The organism is Serratia sp. CC22-02, from assembly GCF_900182895.1.
Classification (GTDB): domain Bacteria; phylum Pseudomonadota; class Gammaproteobacteria; order Enterobacterales; family Enterobacteriaceae; genus Serratia; species Serratia nevei.
In genome coordinates this window covers 1-24,885 of record NZ_FXUD01000016.1, presented here as the reverse complement: position 1 = coordinate 24,885, position 24,885 = coordinate 1, and the positions used below count along the sequence as shown (strand labels likewise).

Annotated in this window: 19 protein-coding genes; 11 read left to right on the top strand and 8 right to left on the bottom strand. The window is 61.2% G+C overall.

Annotated elements, in window-relative coordinates; genetic code table 11:
- The first annotated feature begins 38 nt into the window (after positions 1-38).
- From ilvD to QOL81_RS25010, 4 genes are read left to right on the top strand one after another with little or no spacing between them, the layout of a single operon-like run.
- Positions 39-1,889 carry a dihydroxy-acid dehydratase gene (ilvD, locus tag QOL81_RS25025; protein ID WP_033649965.1) on the top strand — a complete coding sequence of 617 codons (1,851 nt, stop codon included), beginning with the start codon at positions 39-41 and terminating at the stop codon, positions 1,887-1,889.
- A gap of 5 nt (positions 1,890-1,894) precedes the next feature.
- The gene (ilvA, locus tag QOL81_RS25020) at positions 1,895-3,439 is read left to right on the top strand and encodes a threonine ammonia-lyase, biosynthetic (RefSeq protein WP_033654502.1); all 1,545 of its coding nucleotides are present in this window, start codon (positions 1,895-1,897) and stop codon (positions 3,437-3,439) included.
- A 23-nt stretch (positions 3,440-3,462) separates the two neighbouring features.
- Positions 3,463-4,026, top strand: a complete 564-nt coding sequence (ssi4, locus tag QOL81_RS25015) for an immunity protein Sip4 (RefSeq protein ID WP_502950670.1) — start codon at positions 3,463-3,465, stop codon at positions 4,024-4,026.
- 21 nt (positions 4,027-4,047) lie between these two features.
- Positions 4,048-4,749, top strand: coding sequence for a DUF2461 domain-containing protein (locus tag QOL81_RS25010; RefSeq protein WP_070914471.1), 702 nt, complete (start codon positions 4,048-4,050; stop codon positions 4,747-4,749).
- An 8-nt stretch (positions 4,750-4,757) separates the two neighbouring features.
- Here the strand turns inward: QOL81_RS25010 and ilvY are convergent, their stop codons facing one another.
- Complete coding sequence (ilvY, locus tag QOL81_RS25005; RefSeq protein WP_033636409.1) at positions 4,758-5,648, bottom strand: HTH-type transcriptional activator IlvY; 891 nt, start codon at positions 5,646-5,648, stop codon at positions 4,758-4,760.
- 168 nt (positions 5,649-5,816) lie between these two features.
- On the opposite strand from ilvY, the gene ilvC reads away from it, so the two are divergent.
- Positions 5,817-7,292 carry a ketol-acid reductoisomerase gene (gene ilvC / locus QOL81_RS25000; RefSeq protein ID WP_038874693.1) on the top strand — a complete coding sequence of 492 codons (1,476 nt, stop codon included), beginning with the start codon at positions 5,817-5,819 and terminating at the stop codon, positions 7,290-7,292.
- A gap of 48 nt (positions 7,293-7,340) precedes the next feature.
- On the opposite strand, the gene QOL81_RS24995 is transcribed toward ilvC, so the two are convergent.
- Positions 7,341-8,042 carry a LuxR family transcriptional regulator gene (locus QOL81_RS24995; RefSeq protein ID WP_070914469.1) on the bottom strand — a complete coding sequence of 234 codons (702 nt, stop codon included), beginning with the start codon at positions 8,040-8,042 and terminating at the stop codon, positions 7,341-7,343.
- A 243-nt stretch (positions 8,043-8,285) separates the two neighbouring features.
- Entirely contained in the window at positions 8,286-9,218 is a 933-nt protein-coding gene (gene kdgK / locus QOL81_RS24990) for a 2-dehydro-3-deoxygluconokinase (RefSeq protein WP_084827063.1), read from the bottom strand.
- A gap of 238 nt (positions 9,219-9,456) precedes the next feature.
- On the opposite strand from kdgK, the gene pdeH reads away from it, so the two are divergent.
- Positions 9,457-10,248 carry a cyclic-guanylate-specific phosphodiesterase gene (gene pdeH, locus QOL81_RS24985; protein WP_060425390.1) on the top strand — a complete coding sequence of 264 codons (792 nt, stop codon included), beginning with the start codon at positions 9,457-9,459 and terminating at the stop codon, positions 10,246-10,248.
- Positions 10,249-10,338: 90 nt separating this feature from the next.
- The gene (locus QOL81_RS24980) at positions 10,339-12,378 is read left to right on the top strand and encodes an AsmA family protein (protein ID WP_060425392.1); all 2,040 of its coding nucleotides are present in this window, start codon (positions 10,339-10,341) and stop codon (positions 12,376-12,378) included.
- Here QOL81_RS24980 and QOL81_RS24975 read toward each other — a convergent pair whose 3' ends face one another.
- The 3 genes from QOL81_RS24975 to yhjD all read right to left on the bottom strand — a co-directional run bounded on the left by QOL81_RS24975 (position 12,379) and on the right by yhjD (position 15,918).
- Positions 12,379-13,146: a CDP-diacylglycerol diphosphatase gene (locus QOL81_RS24975; protein ID WP_047729636.1), complete on the bottom strand. Its 768-nt coding sequence runs from the start codon at positions 13,144-13,146 to the stop codon at positions 12,379-12,381.
- Positions 13,147-13,247: 101 nt separating this feature from the next.
- Positions 13,248-14,570, bottom strand: a complete 1,323-nt coding sequence (locus tag QOL81_RS24970; protein WP_038874673.1) for an MFS transporter — start codon at positions 14,568-14,570, stop codon at positions 13,248-13,250.
- 328 nt (positions 14,571-14,898) lie between these two features.
- A complete protein-coding gene (gene yhjD / locus QOL81_RS24965; RefSeq protein WP_070914467.1) occupies positions 14,899-15,918 on the bottom strand; it encodes an inner membrane protein YhjD in 1,020 nt (339 codons plus the stop codon).
- Between the two features lie 342 nt (positions 15,919-16,260).
- Here yhjD and QOL81_RS24960 point away from each other — a divergent pair, with 342 nt between their 5' ends.
- The gene (locus tag QOL81_RS24960) at positions 16,261-17,127 is read left to right on the top strand and encodes a crotonase/enoyl-CoA hydratase family protein (protein WP_038874666.1); all 867 of its coding nucleotides are present in this window, start codon (positions 16,261-16,263) and stop codon (positions 17,125-17,127) included.
- A gap of 16 nt (positions 17,128-17,143) precedes the next feature.
- On the opposite strand, the gene pdeR is transcribed toward QOL81_RS24960, so the two are convergent.
- Positions 17,144-19,138 carry a cyclic di-GMP phosphodiesterase gene (pdeR, locus tag QOL81_RS24955; protein WP_060425399.1) on the bottom strand — a complete coding sequence of 665 codons (1,995 nt, stop codon included), beginning with the start codon at positions 19,136-19,138 and terminating at the stop codon, positions 17,144-17,146.
- Between the two features lie 535 nt (positions 19,139-19,673).
- Between pdeR and spy the strand changes: the two genes are divergently transcribed.
- Positions 19,674-20,162: an ATP-independent periplasmic protein-refolding chaperone Spy gene (spy, locus tag QOL81_RS24950; RefSeq protein WP_038874659.1), complete on the top strand. Its 489-nt coding sequence runs from the start codon at positions 19,674-19,676 to the stop codon at positions 20,160-20,162.
- Positions 20,163-20,254: 92 nt separating this feature from the next.
- Here spy and QOL81_RS24945 read toward each other — a convergent pair whose 3' ends face one another.
- The gene (locus QOL81_RS24945; protein ID WP_197827330.1) at positions 20,255-21,472 is read right to left on the bottom strand and encodes a Tm-1-like ATP-binding domain-containing protein; all 1,218 of its coding nucleotides are present in this window, start codon (positions 21,470-21,472) and stop codon (positions 20,255-20,257) included.
- A gap of 250 nt (positions 21,473-21,722) precedes the next feature.
- On the opposite strand from QOL81_RS24945, the gene QOL81_RS24940 reads away from it, so the two are divergent.
- The gene (locus QOL81_RS24940) at positions 21,723-22,376 is read left to right on the top strand and encodes a TetR/AcrR family transcriptional regulator (protein ID WP_038874652.1); all 654 of its coding nucleotides are present in this window, start codon (positions 21,723-21,725) and stop codon (positions 22,374-22,376) included.
- A gap of 478 nt (positions 22,377-22,854) precedes the next feature.
- Positions 22,855-24,885: autotransporter serine protease (locus tag QOL81_RS24935; RefSeq protein WP_283440130.1), on the top strand; the 2,031-nt coding region annotated here is incomplete at its 3' end.

Genomic DNA, 24,885 nt, shown 5'->3' with positions numbered 1-24,885 from the left:
TCGCCGCCTGTCATAAATACATTTGGAGTGAAAAGAGCATGCCTAAGTACCGTTCCGCCACCACCACCCACGGCCGCAATATGGCGGGTGCCCGCGCATTGTGGCGCGCGACCGGGATGACCGACGCCGATTTCGGCAAGCCGATCATCGCCGTGGTCAACTCCTTTACCCAATTCGTGCCGGGCCACGTGCATCTGCGCGATCTGGGCAAACTGGTCGCCGAGCAGATCGAAGCTTCTGGCGGCGTGGCCAAAGAGTTCAACACCATCGCGGTGGATGACGGCATCGCCATGGGCCACGGCGGCATGCTCTATTCCCTGCCGTCGCGCGAGCTGATCGCCGACTCGGTCGAATACATGGTGAATGCCCACTGCGCCGACGCGATGGTGTGCATCTCCAACTGCGACAAGATCACCCCGGGCATGCTGATGGCGGCGTTGCGCCTGAATATCCCGGTGATCTTTGTCTCCGGCGGCCCGATGGAAGCCGGCAAGACCAAACTCTCCAATCAGATCATCAAGCTGGATCTGGTGGATGCGATGATCCAGGGCGCGAACCCGAACGTCAGCGACGCCGACAGCGAGCAGATCGAGCGTTCCGCCTGCCCGACCTGCGGCTCCTGCTCCGGCATGTTCACCGCTAACTCGATGAACTGCCTGACAGAAGCGCTGGGCCTGTCGCAGCCGGGCAATGGCTCGCTGCTGGCCACCCACGCCGATCGCAAAGCGCTGTTCCTCAACGCCGGCAAGCGCATCGTCGAGCTGACCAAACGCTATTACGAGCAGGACGACGAGAGCGCGCTGCCGCGCAATATCGCCAACAAGGCGGCGTTTGAGAACGCCATGACGCTGGACATCGCCATGGGTGGCTCGACCAACACCGTACTGCACCTGCTGGCTTCGGCGCAGGAAGGCGAGGTGGACTTCACCATGGAAGACATCGATCGCCTGTCGCGCAAAGTGCCGCACCTGTGCAAGGTGGCGCCGAGCACGCAGAAATACCATATGGAAGACGTGCACCGCGCCGGCGGCGTAATCGGCATCCTCGGCGAGCTGGATCGCGCCGGCTTGCTGAACCGCGAGGTGAACAACGTGCTGGGGCTGACCCTGCCGCAGACGCTGGAAGCCTACGACGTAATGCTGACCCGCGACGAAAGCGTCAAGAAAATGTACTCCGCCGGGCCGGCCGGTATCCGCACCACGCAGGCATTCTCGCAGGACTGCCGCTGGGATTCGCTGGACACCGACCGCAAGGAAGGCTGCATCCGCACCCGTGAACACGCCTACAGTCAGGACGGCGGGTTGGCGGTGCTGTACGGTAACCTGGCGGAAAACGGCTGCATCGTCAAAACCGCCGGCGTAGACAAGGAAATCCTCACCTTCCGCGGCCCGGCCAAAGTGTATGAAAGCCAGGATGATGCGGTAGAAGCGATCCTCGGCGGCAAAGTGGTGGCGGGCGACGTGGTCGTTATCCGTTACGAAGGGCCGAAAGGCGGGCCGGGCATGCAGGAAATGCTTTACCCAACCACGTATCTGAAATCGATGGGGCTGGGCAAGGCGTGCGCGCTGATTACCGACGGGCGTTTCTCCGGCGGCACCTCGGGGCTGTCCATCGGCCACGCCTCGCCGGAGGCGGCCAACGGCGGCCTGATCGCCCTGGTGCAGGACGGCGACATGATCGCGATCGACATTCCTCATCGCGGCATCCAGCTGGACGTCAGCGAGCAGGAGCTGGCGGCGCGGCATGAAGCGGAACTGGCGCGCGGCGACGCGGCCTGGACGCCGAAAAACCGTGAGCGTCAGGTATCCTTCGCGCTGCGCGCCTACGCCTCGTTGGCCACCAGCGCCGACAAAGGCGCGGTACGCGACAAGAGCAAACTGGGGGGATAAGCAGCATGGCGGTCTCTCAACCCCTACCCAGCGCCCCCTGCGGCGCGGAATATCTGCGAGCGGTACTGCGCTCGCCGGTCTACGAGGTGGCGCAGGTCACCCCGTTGCAGGCCATGAGCAAAATTTCTTCGCGCCTCGGCAACACCATTTTGGTGAAGCGCGAAGATCGCCAGCCGGTGCACAGCTTCAAGCTGCGCGGGGCCTATGCGATGATCGCCGGGCTGGACGAAGAGCAGAAGGCGCGCGGCGTCGTGACGGCTTCGGCCGGCAACCACGCGCAGGGCGTCGCCTTCTCCGGTAAACGGCTGGGCATCAAAACGCTGATCGTGATGCCGGTGTCCACTGCGGACATCAAGGTGGATGCGGTGCGCGGTTTCGGCGGTGAAGTGCTGCTGCACGGCGCCAATTTCGACGAGGCCAAAGCGAAGGCGATCGAGCTTTCCCAGCAGCAGGGCATGACCTTCGTGCCGCCGTTCGATCATCCGACGGTGATCGCCGGGCAGGGCACGCTGGCGATGGAGCTGCTGCAGCAAGACGCGCATCTGGATCGGGTCTTCGTGCCGGTCGGCGGCGGCGGCCTGGCCGCCGGGGTGGCGGTGCTGATCAAGCAGCTGATGCCGCAGATCAAAGTGATCGGCGTCGAAGCGGAAGACTCCGCCTGCCTGCGCGCGGCGCTGGATGCCGGCCATCCGGTGGATCTGGCGCGCGTCGGGCTGTTCGCCGAAGGCGTGGCGGTAAAGCGTATCGGCGACGAAACCTTCCGCCTGTGCCGTGAGTATCTGGACGACGTGATCACCGTGGACAGCGACGCCATCTGTGCGGCGGTCAAAGATCTGTTCGAGGACGTGCGTGCCATTGCCGAACCTTCCGGTGCGCTGGCACTGGCGGGGCTGAAAAAGTACGTCCAGCAGCACAACATTCAGGGCGAGCGTCTGGCGCACGTGCTGTCTGGCGCCAACCTCAACTTCCATGGGCTGCGCTACGTTTCCGAACGCTGCGAACTGGGCGAACAGCGTGAAGCGCTGTTGGCGGTGACCATTCCGGAACAGCAGGGCAGCTTCCTCAAGTTCTGCCAACTGTTGGGCGGCCGCTCGGTGACCGAATTCAACTATCGCTACGCCGATGCCGACAACGCCTGTATTTTTGTCGGCGTGCGTCTGACGCGCGGGCACGCCGAACGGCGGGAAATCATCGACGAGCTCAATGCCGACGGTTATCAGGTGGTGGATCTGTCGGACGACGAGATGGCCAAACTGCACGTGCGCTACATGGTGGGCGGGCGTCCGTCGAAGCCGCTGCGCGAACGGCTGTACAGCTTTGAGTTTCCGGAGTCACCGGGCGCGCTGCTGAAATTCCTGCAAACGCTGGGCACGCACTGGAACATTTCGCTGTTCCACTATCGCAGCCACGGCACCGACTTCGGCCGGGTGCTGGCGGCCTTCGAACTGGCGCAAACCGAGCCGGAATTCGAGCGGCACCTGCAGGCGCTGGGCTACGATTGCCACGACGAAACCGACAACCCGGCGTTCCGCTTCTTTTTGCAGGGGTGAGCCCGGTGCGTTTACCCGGCCGGCTGGCCCGCTTATTGACGCAGGGCCAGGAGATGGAACGCCAAATCGCGGCGCGCGATCGCGCACTGTTCGCCGGCGTAGATGCGCAGCTCGAGCAGCATTTCCTGACGCCGGGCCAGCGGCTGTCGCCGCCGGGCGTCGGCAATGTCATGTTGCTGATGGTATGCCTGACGTTGGGGCTGGCGGGCGTGATGGGCCTGGCCACGGACGTGGCGGCCGCCTGGAGCGGCAAGACTTCCGCCGCCGTTCTCATGGGTAGCGGCGCGATCGTGGCGGTGTGGATGACATTGATCCTGTTCCAACTGGTGCAGGGTAAAAACAGCGGGGTGGTATTGTTGCAATATTACCTTGGCATGCTCGGCCTGTTTTGCCTTGGCGCCGCAGCGGCGTGGGCGTCGGGGATGACCGGCATCGCCACCGTCGCCATGCTGCTGGGGGGCGTGGTTGGCGGTGCACTATTCAGCAACCGGGCGGCGTTCTCTCTCTATGTCGCTTACTTTCGCACGCGTCGGCGCGTGTTTATCAAACGCCGTTGGCAGAGGGAAGATCTGCGCAACACCCGATAAACCGTCAGAACGGAAAAACTTATGGCGCAACCTTTCTCCGGCTTTAGCCAGCAGGGTCTGAATTTCCTGCAGCAGGTGCGGATCGAGAACGATAAGGCGTGGTTCGACGGCAACCGCGATATCTACGATCGCGAGCTGTTGGCGCCGTTTCGCGCGCTGGTGGAGCAGCTGGCTCCCGGCATGCTGGCGATCGACCCGCAGTTCGAGACTCGCCCGGCGATCGGCAAAACGCTGTCGCGCATTCATCGCGACACGCGCTTTTCTCATGACAAATCGCGCTACCGCAGCCGCATGTGGCTGACGTTCAAGCGTCCGAGCAAAGACTGGAAAGACGCGCCGGTCTACTTTTTCGAACTGGGGCCGGACATGCTGCGCTATGGGCTCGGCTACTACAGCGCCAACAAGCCGACTATGGATCTGTTCCGCCATACGCTGAGGCAGCGGCCGCAGCCTTTCCTTGAGGTGGCCGCCTGCTGCCGGCGGCCGTTCGAGCTGGTGGGTGAGAGCTACAAGCGCCCGCTGGTGAAGGAGCAGGCGGCGGAGATCGCCACCTGGTACAACCGCAAGTCGTTTGCGGTGATGGTGACCGACAGCGAAGTGGAAAAGCTGTTCAGCGCCGATCTGGTGCCGCTGCTGACCGGGGCCTTTTTGCAGCTTGAGCCGCTCTACCACTGGCTGATGCAGGTAGAGACGATGAAGCAGATCGATCCGGCGGATCTGTAAACCTCGCGTCAGCGGGGATGCAGCAAGCGCCAAAAGGCGTCGATCAGCGGATCGCTGAGGCGCTTTTTCTGGACGCAGACCCCCAGCTCGAACGGTTCGACCATCGAGATGTTATCCAGCTGCGAGATGCGGTTGCGTACCGGCTCCGGGCTGTTGTCCACCACCACGCTCGGGATCAGCGCGATGCCGCAGCCCAACGCGACCATCGACACGATGGCTTCGTGGCCGCCGACGGTGGCGTAAATCAGCGGATTGCTGATGCGGTGGCGGCGGAACCACAGCTCGATGCGTTTTCGCGACGGGCCGTGCTCCGGCAGGATGAACGGGATCTCGGCCCAGTCGGGCCTGTCGGCGAATGCCTGGCTGCGCACCGCACAGGGCAGCGCCGGCGCGATCAGCACCAGCGGAATTTCGCCGATTTTGGTGAACGCCACGCTGGCGGGCAGCGTTTCCGGCCGGCCGGCGATGCCGAGATCGGCCTCGTTGGATTGCACTTTGTCGACCGCGTCGGCGGCGTCGCCGGTGGTCAGCTTAATCTCGACCAGCGGGTGCTGCGCGCGGAAACGATCGAGGATCGGCGGCAGGTGGCTGTACGCCGCGGTCACCGAGCAGAACAGCCGCAGTTCGCCGCTCAGCGAAGGGCCGTGCTGGCCGAGCGAGTGCTTCAGCTGCTGATACTGCAGCAGCGTTTGCTGGGCGAATTCTTTCAGCTGTTCGCCGGCGTCGGTCAGCTGCACGGTGCGGTTGTCGCGCAGGAACAGCGGCTGCCCGAGGATCTCTTCCAGCCGCTGGATCTGGCGGGAGAGCGTCGATGGGCTGACGTGCATCGCCTTGGCGGTGCGCCCGAAGTGATGGCTTTCGGCCAAATGCAGGAACAGCTTTAAATCACGTAAATCCATATCGATACGCTCGCAGTGAGAGTGTTGCATAAATTGCAATATCACGTTCTCAATATATCAATTTAAGCAACGCATTTCCTGTTATACATTGAGTTTAACGAATCTCCGCACAGACAGGGCGGGGAATGAAAATAACAATGCAAGACAACATCAAACCGGAGTACCACCATGGCTAACTATTTCAACACATTGAACCTGCGTCAGCAGTTGGCGCAATTGGGTAAATGCCGCTTTATGGCGCGCGACGAATTTGCTGACGAAGCCGGCTACCTGAAAGGTAAAAAAGTGGTGATTGTCGGCTGTGGCGCCCAGGGTCTGAACCAGGGGCTGAACATGCGCGACTCCGGCCTGGACGTCGCCTATGCCCTGCGCAAAGAAGCGATCGACGAGAAGCGCGCTTCCTGGCGCAAGGCGACCGAAAACGGCTTTAAGGTCGGCACCTACGAAGACCTGATCCCGCAGGCGGATCTGGTGGTCAACCTGACGCCGGACAAGCAGCACTCTTCCGTGGTGCGCGCGGTGCAGCCGCTGATGAAAGACGGCGCGGCGCTGGGTTACTCCCACGGCTTCAACATCGTTGAAGTGGGTGAGCAGGTGCGTAAAGACATCACCGTGGTGATGGTCGCGCCGAAATGCCCGGGCACCGAAGTGCGTGAAGAGTACAAGCGCGGCTTCGGCGTGCCGACTCTGATTGCGGTTCACCCGGAAAACGATCCGAAAGGCGAAGGCATGGCGATCGCCAAGGCCTGGGCGGCGGCGACCGGCGGCCACCGCGCCGGCGTGCTGGAGTCCTCCTTCGTCGCCGAAGTGAAATCCGACCTGATGGGCGAGCAGACCATTCTGTGCGGCATGCTGCAGGCGGGTTCGCTGCTGTGCTTCGACAAGCTGGTTGCTGAGGGCACCGATCCGGCTTACGCCGAGAAACTGATTCAGTTCGGCTGGGAAACCATCACCGAAGCGCTGAAGCAGGGCGGCATCACGCTGATGATGGATCGCCTGTCCAACCCGGCCAAGCTGCGTGCCTATGCGCTGTCTGAACAGCTGAAAACCATCATGGCGCCGCTGTTCCAGAAGCACATGGATGACATCATCTCCGGCGCGTTCTCCAGCGGCATGATGGCCGACTGGGCGGAAGACGACGTGAAATTGCTGACCTGGCGCGAAGAGACCGGCAAAACCGCGTTCGAGAATGCGCCGCAGTTTGAAGGCAAAATCAGCGAGCAAGAGTACTTCGATCACGGCGTGCTGATGGTGGCGATGGTGAAAGCGGGCGTTGAGCTGGCGTTCGAAACCATGGTCGATGCCGGCATCATCGAAGAGTCGGCTTACTATGAGTCGCTGCACGAGCTGCCGCTGATCGCCAACACCATTGCGCGCAAACGTCTGTATGAAATGAACGTGGTTATCTCCGATACCGCAGAGTACGGCAACTACCTGTTCGCCAACGCGGCGGTGCCGCTGCTGAAGGACTTCATGACCACCCTGCAGGCGGGCGATTTGGGCAAAGCCGCGGCGGGTACGGCGGTGGACAACGCGCAGCTGCGCGACGTGAACGAAGCGGTGCGCAGTCACCCAATCGAAACCGTCGGTCGCAAACTGCGTGGCTACATGACCGACATGAAACGTATCGCCGTTGCGGGCTGATTTTCCGCAAGGTAAAGAACACAAAGCCGGCTGTGATGCCGGCTTTTTTTATGCCTCCGGCGGCGCGAGCAACTGCCGTTCAAGGCAGCGCCGGATCGCGTGTTTGGCGTTGGCGACCCCCAGCTTACGCACCGCATTGCCGATGTGAAACTTCACCGTGCCGGTTTTGATCCCCAGGATCAGCGCGATCTCATGGTAGGTTTTGCCCTGGCTGGCCCAGTAGAGGATTTCCCCTTCGCGCGGCGAGAGCCGGTCTGTCCGGCTCGCCTCGGCGCTGGCCAAGGCCAGAGCGTGCTGGTGGGTATCGACCAATACCATCTGCAGGCTGGCCCTCTCGTCTTCCATCAGCTGCCGCAGATCGGCGTCATCGGCTGCCTTGGCGCTGATCGACAAGATCGCCAGGTTGTTGTCGTGATCGTGCAAAACAAAGCTGCAGCCGTGCACGATGTCGTATTCCCGCGCCTGGCTGAAGATCTTCCGGTAATGCCGATCCTCGGTGGTGACGGGGGTGTCGTGCCACATGAAGGGCGCGCAGCGACTATGGGCGGCGCGCACGACGGGATCGATGCGCTGATAGCGATTGGCGCTGTATATGTCCAGCCATTCTTGCGGGTAGCTCGAGACCAGCAGATGGCGATCGGGACGGTGTTTGTTGAAGGTCAAATAAGCGTATTTGAATTGGCTGAAGGCGTGCAGTCGGCCGTCAAGATGCAGTCTTGCGGCGACGGCGTTGGCGAATGCGACGGCCATCGGTAACCTCCCTGTCGTTCGGCGGCTCAGCCCGACCTGCACCAAAGTCCAGCTAGTCAGTGCGGCGGATTGAAATTTATACTCGGCTAATAAATTCAAAAAGGCGGTAATGCCAAGACCCGAGCTTAGCAGCTCTGGGCGGAAATAAGCCAACGCCAGGGAAATTCTTTCAATCATCCTCTGATCAATGTTTCTGGGAACTATTGCGCGGGCGGCGGGGTAACCTCGCCGCCGCCTTATTGGCTATGCGGGCATTGCCGTTGCGGGAATGATGGCGCCGCGATGTTGGATCACCGTCGCGGCAAGCCGGTGGCCGCGCTGCGCCGCCTGCTGGGCGCTGCCGCCGCTCAGGCGTTCCGCCAGATAACCGGCGCTGAAAGCGTCGCCCGCCGCGGTGGTATCCACTACGCACTCCGGCGGCAGCGCAATCGCCGGTACCTCAAGTCGCTCTCCCTCCACGCCGAACACCAGACAGGCATCCGCGCCGCGTTTGATAACGATCTCGCCGACGCCGAGCGCCTGCGTGCGTGCCACCACCTGTTCAACCGGCTGCGTGCCCCACAGCAACGCTTCGTCATCCAGCGTCAGGAAGGCAATGTCGGTGCAGGCCAGCACCTCGCGGTAGGCCAGCTGTGTTTCTTCACGGCTTTGCCACAGGCGCGGGCGGTAGTTGTTGTCGAAGATAACCTGGCCGCCGTTGGCGCGGCAGCGGTGCAGCAGCGCCAGCAGCTTCGTGCGGTCGGCAGGCGCGAGGATCGCCAGGCTAATGCCGCTGAGATACAGATAATCGAACTGCGCCAGCTGGGCGCACAGTACCTCGGCCTGGGGGCCCGCAAGCCAATACCGGGCGGCGGCGTCGTTGCGCCAGTAGTAGAAGGTGCGTTCGCCGGCGGCGTCGGTTTCGATCACGTACAGGCCCGGCAGTTTGTTTTCCAACTGCTGAATCAGCCCGGTCTCGATCTTCTCCTGCCGCCAGGCCTGCAGCATCTCGCCGCTGAAGCTGTCGGTGCCGAGCGCGGTGACGTAATGCACCTGCAGCGCCTGTTCCGGCATTTGGCGGGCGAGGTAGACGGCGGTGTTGAGGGTATCGCCGCCAAAGCCGCGCGTCAGCTGCGCGCCCTGCTGCGACAGCTCGATCATGCATTCGCCGATCACGGCGAGATTTCGGATAGTCATCGTCAATAAGCCCTGGCTAAAGAAGAAGCAACAGCCATCAGTCTCCACGCAAGGCGGTGAGGGAGTCAATAAATTAAAACAGTGTTTTAATTTTTTATGATCGCGATCGGCCCATGCCAACAGGGCGAAGAGGAAAGCGCGCGGCAATTCATGCTTAAAGTTTTACGCGGTGCGGCCGATAAGCTGGGTAAAGAAACAGCGGCAGCGCTCTCACTTCCCCGCCACGGCGATAGTACCGATGATAACCAACCTGATCTCGGGTCTGCTGGCGCCCTGTTTTGCCCTCTATGCCTGCGCCAAATCGCGGCGCTACTGGCGGCAATGCCGGCGCTTGTATACCTTCCAGCCGATTTATCGCACCAGCGGCGCGCTGCTGGCGGTGGAACTGCTGACGGCGGTATATCACCCGAATGAGCCGGACAAACGGCAATCTCCCGAACAGTATTTCGCCTCGCTCGGCGTCGCCCAGCGTTTGCGGGTGATCCAGGAACAGCTGGCGTTGTTGCAGCGCTGGCAGGCATTGTTCATTCGCCACGCGGTGATGGTGTCGGTCAATATCGACGGCATCGCGCTGCAAGCGTTGCAACGTCATAGCGAGCTGCAACGCCAGATCGCCGAGATGCCCTATCTGCGCTTCGAGCTGGTGGAGCACGCCGAAACGGCGTCAAACCACCCGTTGCAGCAGATCGTCGGCGGCGAACGGCTGTGGCTGGACGATTTCGGCAGCGGGCTGGCCAACTTCTCCGCCGTCGGCGCCTGGCGCTATCAATACATCAAGGTGGCGCGCGAGTTGTTCACCTTGCTCAAACAGTCGGAAGAGGGCGTACAGCTGCTCGGCACCCTGATCACGATGATGAACCAGCACAGCGACGGGGTGATCGTCGAAGGCGTGGAAACCGAGCAGGAGTGGCGGCTGGTGCAGCGTTCCGGCGCGTTGGCCGCGCAGGGCTACTATCTTTCCCGCCCGGCGTGCTTTGAAACTCTGCACAGCGTACCGACGCTGTTCGCCGCGCCCGGCGCGCCGGCGTGAACTCCGGCCTATCCTCAGCTAGGCTTAAACGGGGCTGCTCATTCTTTTTCCTTTCATTCGGCAGCCCGGTTTATGTGCTGAGGGAGCCCTATGACAAGAACAGGAAAGGTTTTCAGCTGGCTGGGCGGCATTGTGCTGCTGGCGATCGTCGCGCTGGCGATCTTCATCGCTACCTTCGACTGGAATCGACTCAAACCCACCATCAACGACAAAGTGTCGGCCGAACTGCGGCGGCCGTTCGCCATCCGCGGCGATCTGGGCGTCGACTGGTCGCGTAACCGGGATGAGGGCGGCTGGCGCGCCTGGGTGCCCTGGCCGCATATTCACGCCGAAGACGTGTGGCTGGGTAACCCGAAAAACATGCCCGGCGACAGCATGGTGACGCTGCAGCGCGTCGACGCCAGCATCGCACCGCTGGCGCTGCTGAGGAAAGAACTGCTGATCCCGCGCATCTGGCTCAAGCAGCCGAATGCGTCGTTAGAACGCCTGGCCAACGGCGACAACAACTGGACGTTTGATCTGGCTGCTGGCCAGGATCCGCAGCAACCGCCTTCCGCCTGGTCGTTCACCGTTCACGACATCGTGTTCGACAAGGGACAGATCGCCTTTAAAGACGCCACCCTGAAGGCGGATTTCCGCGCCGTCATCGATCCGCTCGGTAAACCGCTGCCGTTCAGTGAAGTGACCGGCAAGCAGAGCGGCGGCAAGGCCGCTACCCCCGACTACGTTTTCGGTTGGCAGGTCAAGGGCAAATATAACGGCGAACCGCTGAGCGGCAGCGGCAAGATCGGCGGCATGCTGTCACTGCAGAGCGCCGATCTGCCGTTCCCGCTGCAGGCCGACGTGCGTTCCGGCAGCACCCGTGTTGCGGTGGCGGGCACCTTGTCCGATCCGCTGAACCTCGGTGGCCTGGACGTGCAGCTGAAATTTTCCGGCGAAAGCCTGGGTGACCTCTATGGCCTGACCGGCGTGCTGCTGCCGAACACGCCGCCGTATGCGACCGATGGCCATCTGATAGCCCGCCTGCATCAGCCGGGCGGCGCCGTGTTCGAATATCAGAAGTTCGACGGCAAAATCGGCGACAGTGACATTCACGGTGACTTGAAATACGTTGCCGGTAAGCCGCGGCCGACGCTGAGCGGCGCGGTGAGCTCCCGGCAGCTGAGGTTGGCGGATCTGGCGCCGTTGATCGGCGCGGATTCCAACGCCGCCAAAGCCGGGCGCGGCGAGAAGAGCCGCCAACCGGCGGATAAGGTGCTGCCGGTCGCGCAGTTCGATACGCAAAGCTGGCGCAAGATGGATGCGGACGTGAAGTTTGCCGCCGCGCGCATCGAACGCGGCAGCGATTTACCGCTGAGCGATCTGGCCACGCACCTGAAGCTGAACAATGGCGAGTTGCGTCTGGATCCGCTGCGCTTCGGCATGGCGGGCGGCAGCCTGAACGCCGTGGTGCGCCTCGACGGCGGCAAAAAGCCGATGCGCGGCCAGGTGGATATGCACGCGCGCAAACTCCAGCTCAAACAGCTGTTGCCGAACGTAGCGGCGATGAAGCGCAGCCTTGGGCAAATGAACGGCGATGCCAGGCTGACGGGCAGCGGAAATTCGGTGGCCGAGCTGCTGGCGACCAGCAACGGCGACCTGCGCCTGTTGATCAATAACGGGGTGATCAGCCGTAGCCTGATGGAGATCCTCGGCCTGAACGTCGGCAACTATCTGGTGGCGCAGCTGTTCGGCGACGACGTGGTGGGCATCAACTGTGCCGCGGCGGACGTCGGCATCCGCAGCGGCGTCGCCGCGCCGCGGCTGTTCGTATTCGACACCGAGAACGCGGTGATCAACATCACCGGCAACACCAACCTCGCCACCGAACGGCTGGATTTGTCCATCGATCCGGAAAGCAAGGGGATGCGCGTGCTGACCCTGCGCTCGCCGCTGTACGTGAAAGGCACCTTCAAGCACCCCGACGCCGGGGTGAAAGCCGGGCCGCTGATCGCGCGCGGCGCGGCGGCGGTGGCGTTGGGGGCGGTGCTGACGCCGGCGGCGGCGCTGCTGGCGCTGGTCTCGCCCAGTGAAGGCGGCGAGGAAAACCAGTGCGGGCAGATCCTGCGGGAGATGAAAGGCAAAAAGTAATCAGGCACGCGGCGGCGGTGAGAGTAGCCGGCAGTCGTGATCCTGGATCTCTTCCGCCGAGGCCAGGGTGAACGGCAGCAGGCTGCGCTCGGTCGCCAGCAGCAGGAAATCGCCGTCCGGCAGCGCGGTCATCGCCAGGCCGAAGCTGCCCATGCGCCCGTCGGCGCGCGGCAGGCCGGAGGCCAACAGACGGAAGGCGCCCTGTTGCTCCAGCTCGGCAGGGGTCACCCGCCGCCCCAGATAGTCATGCCCCAACAGGCCGCCGGGCAGCGGTTGCCATTGCTCGATAAAATCGGGGCCGATCTGCGCCAGCCGCTGTTTTACCGCTGGCAACAGGCAGGATATATGAATATGCAGCTGGTTTTGCGTGCGGCCATATTCCGAGTTGATCGCCAGTGAAATATCGCCGTCGTCGATCGGTTTGCCATAGCGTTCCGCCATCACGTGGCGCGCGCGCCAGGCCTGGGCGAAGAAATTCGGCGTGGCGGCGTCCAGCACCGCCGGGCTTTCTATCCCGGTGATTTTGGCGCTGGGCATCAGCAGGTATTGCAGCGGCCCGTTGCGATCTTTAAACACCACGAAGCCGGCCGGCACATCCACCTGCGCGCAGGGCGCCGGGTTGTCATGCGCCTGCTGATTGGGCAGACATTGCTGGCTGACGATGCGCCACAGCGCATCGGGATGGTCGGGCTTCAACCCGTAATAGAGCGCGATGGCGAGAGCCGCCAGCAGCGCAACGCAGACAAATACCCCACGACGCAGAGACATCGGCCAATCCTGTTACCGAGAGAAACGTCCAGCATAGCCCGGTTTTATGACAGGAAACGAACAACGCGTGCGGCCCCCCGCAGTGAGGGGGCCGTAGGGGATCACAGCGACTGGTGGCGGGTTTCTTTCATCAGCAGCAGGGCCAACAGCGTCAACCCGGCCATCGCCGCCAGGTACATGCCGACGTAGAACAGCCCGTAGTGGGCCGCCAGCCAGGTGGCGATATAAGGCGCCACGGACGCGCCGAGAATAGACGCGACGTTGTAGGAGAACGATGCGCCGGTATAGCGCACTTCGGTCGGGAACAGCTCCGGCAGCAGCGCGCCCATGGGGCCAAAGGTCAGCCCCATGATGCTCAGGCCGCACAGCAGGAAGCCCATCACCAGCGCCTGGTTACCGGAACCCAGCAGGGTCGGGAACAGGAACGCGAAGCCGATCATCAGCAGGGTAATGGCGATCATGGTCTTGCGGCGGCCGAACGCGTCCGCCAGCAGGCCGGCGATCGGTACCATCACGCCGAAACCGATCACCGCCACCATCAGCATCCACAGGAAGCTGTTGCGGGAGTAGCCGAGCCCCAACGGCTGCGGCGTGGTGCCGTAGGTCATCGAATACACCGTCATCAGATAAAACAGCGTGTAGGTCGCCAGCATGATGAAAGTGCCGAGGATGGTCGCTTTCAGATGCTTGCTCAGCAGCGTGCCGAGTGGCACTTTCACCTGTTTGCCGGCTTTGGCCACTTTGGCGAACACCGGCGTTTCATGCAGCGACACCCGAACGTACAGGCCAATCAGCACCAGCGCGGCGGAGAGGATGAACGGCACGCGCCAGCCCCATTCCATAAACTGCTGGTCGCTCAGCAGCCAGGAGAGCAGCAGGAAGGTGCCGTTGGCGAAGAAGAAGCCGATCGGCGCGCCCAACTGGGGGAAGGAGCCGTACAGCGCGCGCTTTTTGGCCGGCGCGTTCTCCGTCGCCAGCAGGGCGGCGCCGCCCCATTCGCCGCCCAGTCCCAGGCCCTGCCCGAAGCGCGCCAGCGCCAGCAGGATAGGGGCGAAGATGCCGATGGTTTCATAGCTCGGCAGCAGGCCGATCAGCACGGTGGAAATCCCCATGGTCAGCAGCGAGGCGACCAGCGTGACCTTGCGCCCCACGCGATCGCCGAAGTGCCCGAACAGCGCAGAGCCGATAGGGCGCGCGACAAAGGCGACGGCGAAGGTGGCCAGCGACTGCAGCGTTGCGGTGGTCGGGTCGCCCTGTGGGAAGAAGATATGTGGAAACACGATCACCGCGGCGGTGGCGTAGATGTAGAAGTCGAAGAACTCGATGGCGGTACCGACCAGCGAGGCGACGATGACTTTCCCGCGGGAGTTCACCGGTGTGGACGCGTCGTCGGCGTCGAGTGGGGGTGCGATGGTGGCTTGCATAATATTTCTTATTGTTGGAAGGGGTAAAAATCCATCTTAGTGACAGCATTCGGCCTTTTCAACGCGGGAACTTTGGGCAATGGCCCCGCTAACCGGTTAAAAAGACTAATGTTTTATCTGGCTTGTTTTCTGCAGCGTTAAACGTTGAGAAAGGGCTTTCGTGCAGAGGGAATGGCTGTAAAAGCGGCAAAGAAAAGTGAGCGAGCAGTTTGTTATGCTGGTTTTTCGGATCGCGCGCCGCATTATTTAGACGTATTGACTGGTTTTCTGGTTGATATCCAGAGGAAAGTGCCGGTGTGTGCGATAACACCGGCACGATCGCATGGCTTCAGCGCGCCGGCGGTTCGCGTTCCGGCAACGCTTTGTCGCCTTTGTAGTCGGCGGTGGCGATCCAGGCGGCGCAAAACAGCGTCAAACGAGCGAAGAAGTAGAAGAACGCCATCAGCCCGATCACCGATCCGAAGGCCGCGCCGGAAGGCGACTTTGCCACCTGCGGCAGCGTCATGGTCATCACGAACTTGATCACCTCAAAGCCGATGGCGGCGAGCAAGGTGCCGCGCAGCAGCGCTTTTTTCTTCGGTTTGTGGCGCGGCAGCATCCAGAAAATCCACAGGAACAGCAGATAGTTGGCGAAGATCGAGATCGACAGCGCGATCAGCGTCAGCGCCGGCCGCAGCCATTCGATGCCGTCCAGCCCCAGCGCATTGACGATCGCCGCCTGCGCCGCCCCGGCGACCGAAGTCAGCGACAGCGTAATGATCAGCGCGACCACCAGGCCGGTCAGCGAGATGAAGTCGCGGGTGTATTTGAAGTAGATTTTCTCCTGATCCTGCGGATTGCGCTCCCAGACATCGCGCGACTGCGCGCGGATCGCCTCGCGCAGGTTGCCCATCCAGCTGATGCCGGAATAGAGCGCCAGCGCCAGACCGGTCAATCCCACGGTGGTGCGCTGTTGAATGGCGGTGTTGACGGTGTTCTTCAGCGTGCTGGCCAACGTCGGATCGCTGATGCTGCCGACGATGCGGTTGATCAAGCGGGCCAGCAGATCCGGGTTGGAGGCCAGCACGAAGCCGGCGGCGGCAAACGACACCATCAGGATCGGGATCAGCGAGAGGAATGAAAAATAGGTAATAGCGGCGCCGAACTGGCTACCCAGCCGATCGTTAAAGCGTTCGGCGGCGCGCAGCAGGTGCGCCACGCTTGGCCAGGCTTTGATGCGTTCAATCAGACGTGAAAAACCACCGATGCGGCGGTCGAGGGTCTCATGGCCGGTCTTGATGGCGATAAGCGGCTTCGGCGGCGTGTCTTGTGCGGGCTGGTGGCGTTCCTGGTCTGGTCCTGTAGGCATTACTTCACGATTTCCTTAACGTTAAACGGCATGTTTCAGCGTTGATTATAGCCAAAGCCCCGCAGCGTTTTGAACGCCGGGGCGGCAAACGGTCATTTTCCGAGCTTAGCGCGTTAGCGCCCGGCATGAAATGCCGGGGAGGGGTCGATAGGTAAAATTCCTATGAAAACCCCGTGGCGCCTCGGTTTTTTTCACTTCCCTACCTCCAATTTTTATCTGTTTCGTCGGCGAGAAAGCGTTTACTCATGATGTGGCGTCGCGCTTTTGCCGCCCACCGCTCCGCTGCAGCCGTAGGGGCTGGAACGGTCTCATCCGTCATCAACAGAAAAACTGGAAGGTCTTATGAAATTGCTTAATCACCCCACCTGTCGTCCGTTTACCGAAGCGGGCAATCTGTCGCAGCTGTCCGCCTACTATGAAGAGGGGCGGCACATCATGTGGATGCTGCTGCGCGCCGCGCCGCGCCCCTGCTTCAACCAGGCGCTGATCGAAGACATCATGACGCTGGCGCAGGCGGCGAAGGAGTCTTCGCTGCGGTTCGATTTCTGGGTCACCGGCTCGCTGGTGCCGAACATGTTCAACGTCGGCGGCGATCTGCAGTTCTTCGCCGAAGCGATCAAAAACCGCAAGCGCGAGGCGATGATGGCCTACGCGCGCGCCTGCATCGACTGCGTACATGCGGCGGCGCGCGGTTTCGACACCGGCGCGGTCAGCATTGCGATGGTCGAAGGCAGCGCGCTGGGCGGCGGCTTTGAAGCGGCGCTGGCGCACCATTTCGTGCTGGCGCAGAACAACGCGCGCATGGGGTTTCCGGAGATCGCGTTCAACCTGTTTCCCGGTATGGGCGGTTACTCGCTGGTGGCGCGCAAGGCTGGCATGCGCTTGGCCGAGGAGCTGATTTGGGGCGGCGAGTCGCACACCGCAGAGTGGTTCGAGAGCCGCGGGCTGGTAGACCAGCTGTTCCAGCCCGGCGACGCCTACATGGCGACGCGCACCTTTATCGATACCATACGGCCGAAGCTCAACGGCATGCGCGCCATGCTGCGGGCGCGTCAGCGCGTGTTGCAGCTGACGCGTTCCGAGCTGATGGACATTACTGAAGACTGGGTGCACTCGGCCTTTACCATTGAGGAAAAAGACCGCGCCTACATCGAGCGGCTGGTGATGTTGCAGGATCGCCATACCCTGAACCTGCGTCGTGCCGGCTAACGTTAACGCGCCCGCCTCACGCGGAGGGTGAGTGCGGGCGGTAGGACTGCAGCCAATGCTCCAGCTGTTCCGGGAGCATTGGCCGCGCAAACAGAAAGCCCTGTTTTTCGTCCACGCCGACCTCGTCGAGGAAGTGGTTTTCGCTCTCGGTCTCCACCCCTTCGGCGATCACCCGGAACGCCAACGCCTCTGCCGCCGCAACGATCGCGCGCACCAACGATTGCGATACCGGGTTGAAATTCACCCCGCGCACGAAGCTTTTATCCAGCTTGATGGCGTCCAGCGGAATACGCGCCAGCTGCGCCAGCGACGAATAGCCGGTGCCGAAGTCGTCGAGATGCACCTGCGCGCCCAGTTCGCGCAACCGGGTGATCAGCGCGCGAGCGCGGTTCTCGTCTTCAATCAGGCTGCTTTCGGTCAACTCGAAGTCCAACAGACAAGGTGCCATGCGGTGACGGCGCAGCACCCCGAGCAGGTCGTTGACGATGCTGTCGTCGGCCAGCTGCCGGGCGGAGAGGTTGACCGCCACCCGCAGATTCAATCCCTGCTCTTGCCACTGCGCCGCCTGGCCGGCGGCGGTCTGCAATACCCATTGCCCCAGTGGGCCGATCAGGCCGGACTCCTCGGCGTAGGAGATGAACTGCAGCGGCGGGATCAGGCCGCGCTCCGGCGAATCCCAGCGCACCAGCGCTTCCACGCTGTGCACTTCACCGCTGCGCGCGTCGATTTTCGGCTGGTAATACAGCACCAGCTGATTTTGCTCCAGGCCTTTGCGCAGATTGGTGTCCAGCCACATGTATTCGGCGACGCGCTTGTTCATCTCCGGCGAGAAGACGGTATAGGTGCGTTTGCCGTGCTCCTTGGCGACGTACATGGCGGTATCGGCGCTGCGGATCAGGCTGTCGAGATCGTTGCCGTGCTCCGGGCACAGCGCGATGCCGATCGAACAGCCGGTATACACCTCAATCAGGCCGATGCGGAAAGGGGTTTTCAGCCTGTCGATGATGCGCTGCGCCAGCGTTTGCAGGCGCTCGCGATCGGTTTGCGGCGCCAGCACCAAGAATTCGTCGCCGCCGAGGCGGGCGAGCACCTGGTCCGGGCTCAGGCAGCCGAGGATCGCCAGCGCGACCTCGACCAGCAGCCGATCGCCGAACATATGGCCGTAGGCGTCGTTGACCTTCTTGAAGTTGTCGAGATCGAGGTAGACCAGGCCGAAACTCTCTTCGCCGCGCGTGGCGATGGCGTGATTGATTTTGTCCTGGATCGCGTTACGGTTCGGTAGGCCGGTGATGAGATCGGTGTTGGCCAGCACCCGCAGCCGCTCCTGCGCACGGCGTTCTTCGGTGATGTCGGTACCGGAGCAGATAAGATACACCTCGTTCTTGCCGCTGCCGCTGTGCACGAACTTATTGCGGAACAGGAACAGCCGTTCGCCCTTGACCGTTTTTACCCAGCGTTCCACCTCATAGGACGAACCGTTGCGGAAGAAGCCGGCGATGTTGCGCCGCGAAGCGGCGGCTTCTTCCGGGCTCATAAACAGCTGGAAAACGTTTTTGCCGATCACTTCATGTTCGCGCAGCCCGGTGTACTCCTCGCTCAGCCGGTTGAAGCGTTGGATGCGGCCGTGCTGATCGACGATCACGATCACCGAGTTGGCTTCGGACACCACCTGCTCGGCGAAGGAGAGGCCGTGCACCAGATCGCGCGCCACGGATTGGGTGTCGCTGAAGGCGGAAGCGGTGCCCGCCCATTCGAGATTATTGACGCGGCGCCCCACCAGATGCAGATGCAGCGGTTCTCCGGCGAGCGTAATGGTCAGTTCAAGGCTGGCGGTGACGCCGGTCAGACGGCGGATTTTCGCCGCTTCCATGGCGCTGAGCGCCACCGCGACGTGGGCTTTGCCCTTAACGGCGGACAGCTCCAGGGCATTGCTGTCAAACGCCAGCCGCCAGTGGGGGCTTTGGGTGCCGAAGTGGGCGTTAAGAAGCTCAGGGCCTTGGTCTGCGGGCATGATGATTCCTCAAAAGAGCACGGGCGGCCGGTCAGCACAGCTCCGGGGCAGCCTGTTGGCCCGAAAGTGGTCGCCGTGCGCATCTGTGCATCATATAACAGGTTTTCACAGGCGAGGCGGGTGATGGAAACTATTATATAAGCAATGATTAGTTTTGCGGTGTAAACGTCACCCGGCGGCCGGTTGTCTTAAAGTGTAGGAGAACATCGGATCCTGTGATGTTTGTACCGACCTCCCCGCTATCGGAAAACGGTTGATGCAAGGTTGCCGTGGAGGCGAGTAAATTATAGCGGTGAGGGGAAAGCGGAAAAATAACTCCACCGGGGGGATTTTTACCGGGAAATTAAAATTTCCATCAAATAAACGCCATCTTCATAGTTTTCTCATAATTGGTGAATAAATCCGAGACGGGTTTTAAAAAGTTTACACACCCTCGCATTACTTGAATTTTATCAGCCTATTATTATCTCCGACGACGAATGAGCCTGTTAACGTACAGCGCTCCTGATGAAGAAAAACTTTTAAGGAAATGATTATGCGTAAATTGACGGCTTTATTTATTGCTTCCACGCTGGCTCTGGGTTCTGCTTCTGCGGCGTTCGCTGCAGACACGACGGCACCGGCACCGGATGCGGCGCCGATGAAAATGATGCATCACAAGGGTGAAGGCAAAGGCGGCCCGTTCGCCGGGCTGAATCTGACCGAACAGCAGCGCCAGCAGATGCGCGACATCATGAAAGAGTCGCACCAGAAGCGCGGGCCGGGCATGAAAGAGGAACGCCAGGCGCTGCATAATCTGGTGGCTTCCGACAGCTTTGACGAAGCGAAGGCGAAAGCGCAAATTGACGCGATGGGCAAAGCGCAATCCGAACGCATGCTGGAACGCGCCAAAGCGGAAAATAAAATGTATAACCTGCTGACTCCTGAGCAGAAAAAACAATACAATGAGAATTATCAGAAACGCGAGCAAAAGATGATGGACCATATGAATAAAATGAAGGAGCAGATGTCCTCCGGTCAGTAATATCCGCTCGCGGTGAATAAAAAAGGGCCAGACTATTTGTCTGGCCTTTTTTATTTGGCGTTATCACCGGCAGGTTCTGCAGTGAGTGATAATCATTCCCCGCCGACAATGTGCCGGAACTGTTCGGCAACGGCCTGTGCAAAGCGCGGGTCGTTAATATGATAAGGCGTTTTTATCAGCCGGCGTTTTTCGGTGGCGTATACCGTCTCCTCCAGCGCTTGCGTAAAGGCGGCCAGCGCCGCCGGATCCCAGAACGGTTGCCCCGGCGCATCCAGAGCCGATACGCCGCCTGCCGGGATCACGAAGCGCACTTCGCCCGTACAGGCATTGATTTTTTCGCCCATCCAACGTCCGATTAACGCGCTTTCCCGCGCGCTGGTGCGCACCAGCGTCACTTGCGGATTGTGATGGTGGCGCAGGCGGTTGGCGTAGCGAGCCGGCACCGTATTCGGCGCGCCGAAGTTGATCATGTCGATCGCGCCGCAGGAGAGCACGCAAGGGATGCCGGTACGCGCGATGGCCCCGAAACGATCTGCATTGCAGGGTAGCACACCGCCAAACAGGTAATCGGCCACTTCGGTGGTGGTCAAGTCGATGGCGCCGCGCAGTTGGCGGCTATCGATCAGTTTTTCCAGCGCTCTGCCGCCGCTGCCGGTGGCGTGAAACGTCAGGCAATCCCATTGCGGCTCAAGGTCGGCAACCAGCGCCTGAATGCAGGGCGTGGTGACGCCAAACATCGTCAGGCCAATCGCGGGCTTGTCGTCGGGATAGTCGACGGCGGCGAAGCGTACGGCCCCGGCTATCTGGCGCGCCGCGTTGCCGAGCACCCGTCGCGAGATGCGGTTCAGACCGGCGAGATCGGTGACCGAATACAGCATGTTGATGTCACTGGCGCCGACATAGGCGGAAACGTCACCCGCCGCCATGCTTGAGACCATTATTTTCGGCAGGCCGATCGGCAGCTGCTGCATGGCCGGCGTGATGATGGCGGTGCCACCGGAGCCCCCCAGGCCAAGCAGGGCGGCAATATCGCGGCGCGTCAGGATAAAGCGTTCGAAAGCGGTCGCCATGGCGGCGATCGCCTGGCCGCGGCTGGCGCAGAAGACCGCGCCGGCGCCTGCCGGATGGTGGCGGGCAACGTCCTCTGGGCTGATATCGGCGGGGGAATCAAACGGCAGGCTACGGGTGGAGAGATCGACGGTTCGCGTAGGTAAATTCAGGGCAGCGATCAGCCGCCGTACGTACTCCAACTCTTGTCCTTTGGTATCTGCTGTGGTAGCAATATAGACAAAATTTGAAGTATCAATCATGGGTTTTTCCCGAGTGTTTCTAGTTTTTATTTATAAATTATGATGTTATATTTTTATTGGAACCCTGGTGCTGGCTATTAAGTTAAAGTAATTAATGTATTTATATAATGAGACGGCCGTATCATTTTTGCAAGGGTTAGGCGATGCAAAATGGGACTTCTGTCTCATTTTTGAGCTTTTCAACGTGGCTGGCGCTTTGCCGGCAACCGGCCAACAGAGGCATCGTCCCCGGTTGTGCTAGCGTGTGCAGATGCATGAGGTTTATGTGCCGATAGATGCTTTTCCCGTCCCTCTCGATCCTTCTCTGACCTCCGCCCGGGCAAAAACCTACCGTTTGTTGCTGGCCAGCGCGATGGCGCTGTATGACGAAGGCGCGTTTCCTTCGATCACCGAACTGGCGGCGCATGCACAGGTATCGCGTGCGACGGCCTACCGTTACTTTCCGACCCAAAGTGCGCTGATTAGCGCCGTGGTGGCGGAAAGCCTGGGTCCAATTCTGGAATGGCGCCCGCAAGACGATGATGCTTTGAAGCGTATTCAGCAATTGCTGAGCTTCGCCTATCCTCAGATGGAGCGGCATGAGGGGGCGTTGCGCGCGGCGTTGCAGCTCTCTTTACAGCAGTGGGCGAACGCGACGCCGGGCGAAAAATTCGTGCGCGGCAACCGCAAGCGTCTGCTGGCGCTGGCGGTAGAACCGTTGCAGGGCAAACTGCCGTCGGACTCTCTGCAGAGAGTGATTCATGCTTTCTCGCTGATTTACGGCTCGGAAGTATTTCTGGTGTTGAAAGATATCTGGGGCCTGGAGCTGGATAATATTCAGGACGTCACGCAATGGATGGCCAAAGCCATCCTTCGTCAGGCGGAAGAAGACGCGATGAACAGCAAAAAAACATCAGCAGGATAATCCAATTTTTGCCGATGGCTGAGTGAAAATCCAGCATAATTCACTGAGTGAATATTGGCAAAATTTATAATTAAAAGTGATAAAAGACGCCTGTTAATCACTTTTCAGGCGTTCTGCCTCTTTGTCATTTACTGAATTATATTCTTATTTATCATAATCATAATATTGTTTCTCTCACCTCATGCCGCGACTTCGGCGTTGGGAGATGTCATTGCCATTTCTTATCCTCCTTCGCCTGATTCACCCCTGAAACTTTCTCTCCTCCCTCCTGACTGCCGGATGACACATTAAGCGCACTTGAGATTGTTGTGCTTTATTTATTTGGTGTTACCAAACTGTTACACAAAAAATCTTATAAAACATTTGCAAACAACAACGGACGGTATCTGGGATGGAGAAGAAACTTAGAGGAGTCAAATCCGCTCGGGCGGCCTTCGGCTGGCCTGAAATCGGAGTTCATCGCGCACAATGGAGCGCGATGCTGATCTGCCTGACGGCGATCGGCGGGGCGCAGGCTGCCACCTATATAGAGAACGGCAAAGCGGGCGATCCGGCCAGCTGGCGCAGCAGTGAGTTCAACGCGGAATGGGGGCTGGGGGCGATCCACGCCGACCAGGCCTACGCCGCCGGTTATACCGGCAAAGGCATCAAACTCGGCATTTTCGATCAGCCGGTTTACGCCAAACATCCCGAATTTGCCGGTGAGAATAAGGTGATCAATTTGGTTACCGAAGGCATCCGCGAATACACCGACCCCTATATTCCGGTGAAAAAAGGCGACGCTTTCCGCTATGACGGCACGCCGAGCGTGGATTCCGATGGCACGCTCGGTTCGCACGGCACCCACGTGGGCGGCATCGCCGCCGGCAGCCGCGACGGCGGCGCTATGCACGGCGTGGCGTTCAATGCGCAGATCATCAGCGCCGAAAACGGCGATCCCGGTCCAGAAGACGGCATCATCCTCGGTAACGACGGCGCGGTTTACCAGGCCGGTTGGAATGCGCTGGTGGCCAGCGGCGCGCGCATCATCAACAACAGCTGGGGCATTGGCATCACTGAGAAGTTCGATAAAGGCGGGTATGACCCGGCTTATCCGCACTTCACGGTGAACGACGCGCAAAAGCAGTTCGATCAGATTAGCGTGATCCTGGGCACCAAGCCCGGCGGCGCCTATCAGGGCGCGATCGATGCGGCGCGTAGCGGCGTGGTCACCATCTTCGCCGCCGGCAACGACGGCAACCTCAACAACCCGGACGCCATGGCCGGCCTGGCGTATTTCGTGCCGGACATCGCGCCGAACTGGCTGTCGGTCGCCAGCCTGCAGGATCCCACCAATACCGGCGATTACAGCATCAGCACCTTCTCTTCCCGCTGCGGCTACACCGCCAGTTTGTGCGTCTCGGCACCGGGTACCCGGGTGTACAGCTCGGTGATCGAAGGCACCAGCGTGGAGAATCTGACGACCGGCTACGCCAAATACAGCGGTACCTCGATGGCGGCGCCGCACGTGGCCGGCAGCGTTGCGGTGCTGATGGAGCGTTTCCCGTATTTGAATGGCGCACAGGTGGCGGAAGTGCTGAAAACCACCGCCACCGACATGGGCGCGCCGGGCATCGACGCGCTCTACGGCTGGGGGATGATCAACCTGGGCAAGGCCATCAACGGCCCGGGCATGTTGGTGACCGTCGAAGATATTCCTGCGGAGTTCCGCATCCCGGATCCGACGGGCGTGGCTTACGGCCCGACCCAGTTCGTGGTGGATCTGCCGGGCGTCGGCGCGGTGCTGGACAAGGGTAAACCGACCGAGCGCGTCTGCAGCAGCGATCTTTGCGGCCTGGACTTCTGGAGCAACGACATCTCCGGCCACGGCGGCCTGACCAAGCAGGGAATCGGCACGCTGGTGCTGACGGGTAACAACACCTATGGCGGCCCGACGCTGGTCAATCAGGGGCGGCTGGCAGTCAACGGCTCGGTCACCTCGGCCGTCAGCGTGCAGAACGGCGGCATCGTCGGCGGCAGCGGCACGGTCGGTTCGCTGACCGCCCGTCAGGGCGGCACCGTGGCGCCGGGTAACTCGATCGGCACCCTGAACGTGGCGGGCAACGTCAGCTTCGAGCCGGGTTCGCGCTACGCGGTGGAAGTGGGGCCGAACGGCCAGAGCGATCGGATCCAGAGCAGCGGATCGGCGACGATCGGCGGCGGCGAGGTGGCGGTGACGCTGGAGAACAGCCCCAACCTGCTGACGCAAAGCGAGGTGCGCAGCCTGCTGGGCCAGCAGTACAACATTTTGAGCGCGCAGCAGGGGGTGAGCGGGCAGTTTGACGCGGTGGCGCCGAACTACCTGTTCCTCGGCACCGGGCTGAGCTACCAGCCGACCGGGGTGACGCTGAGCGTCGGGCGCAACGGCACGAGCTTCGCCAGCGTGGCACAGACGCCGAACGAGCGGGCGGTGGCGGCAGCGGCGGATGCGCTGGCGGCGGGCAACCCGGTGTACGAGAGCCTGCTCGGC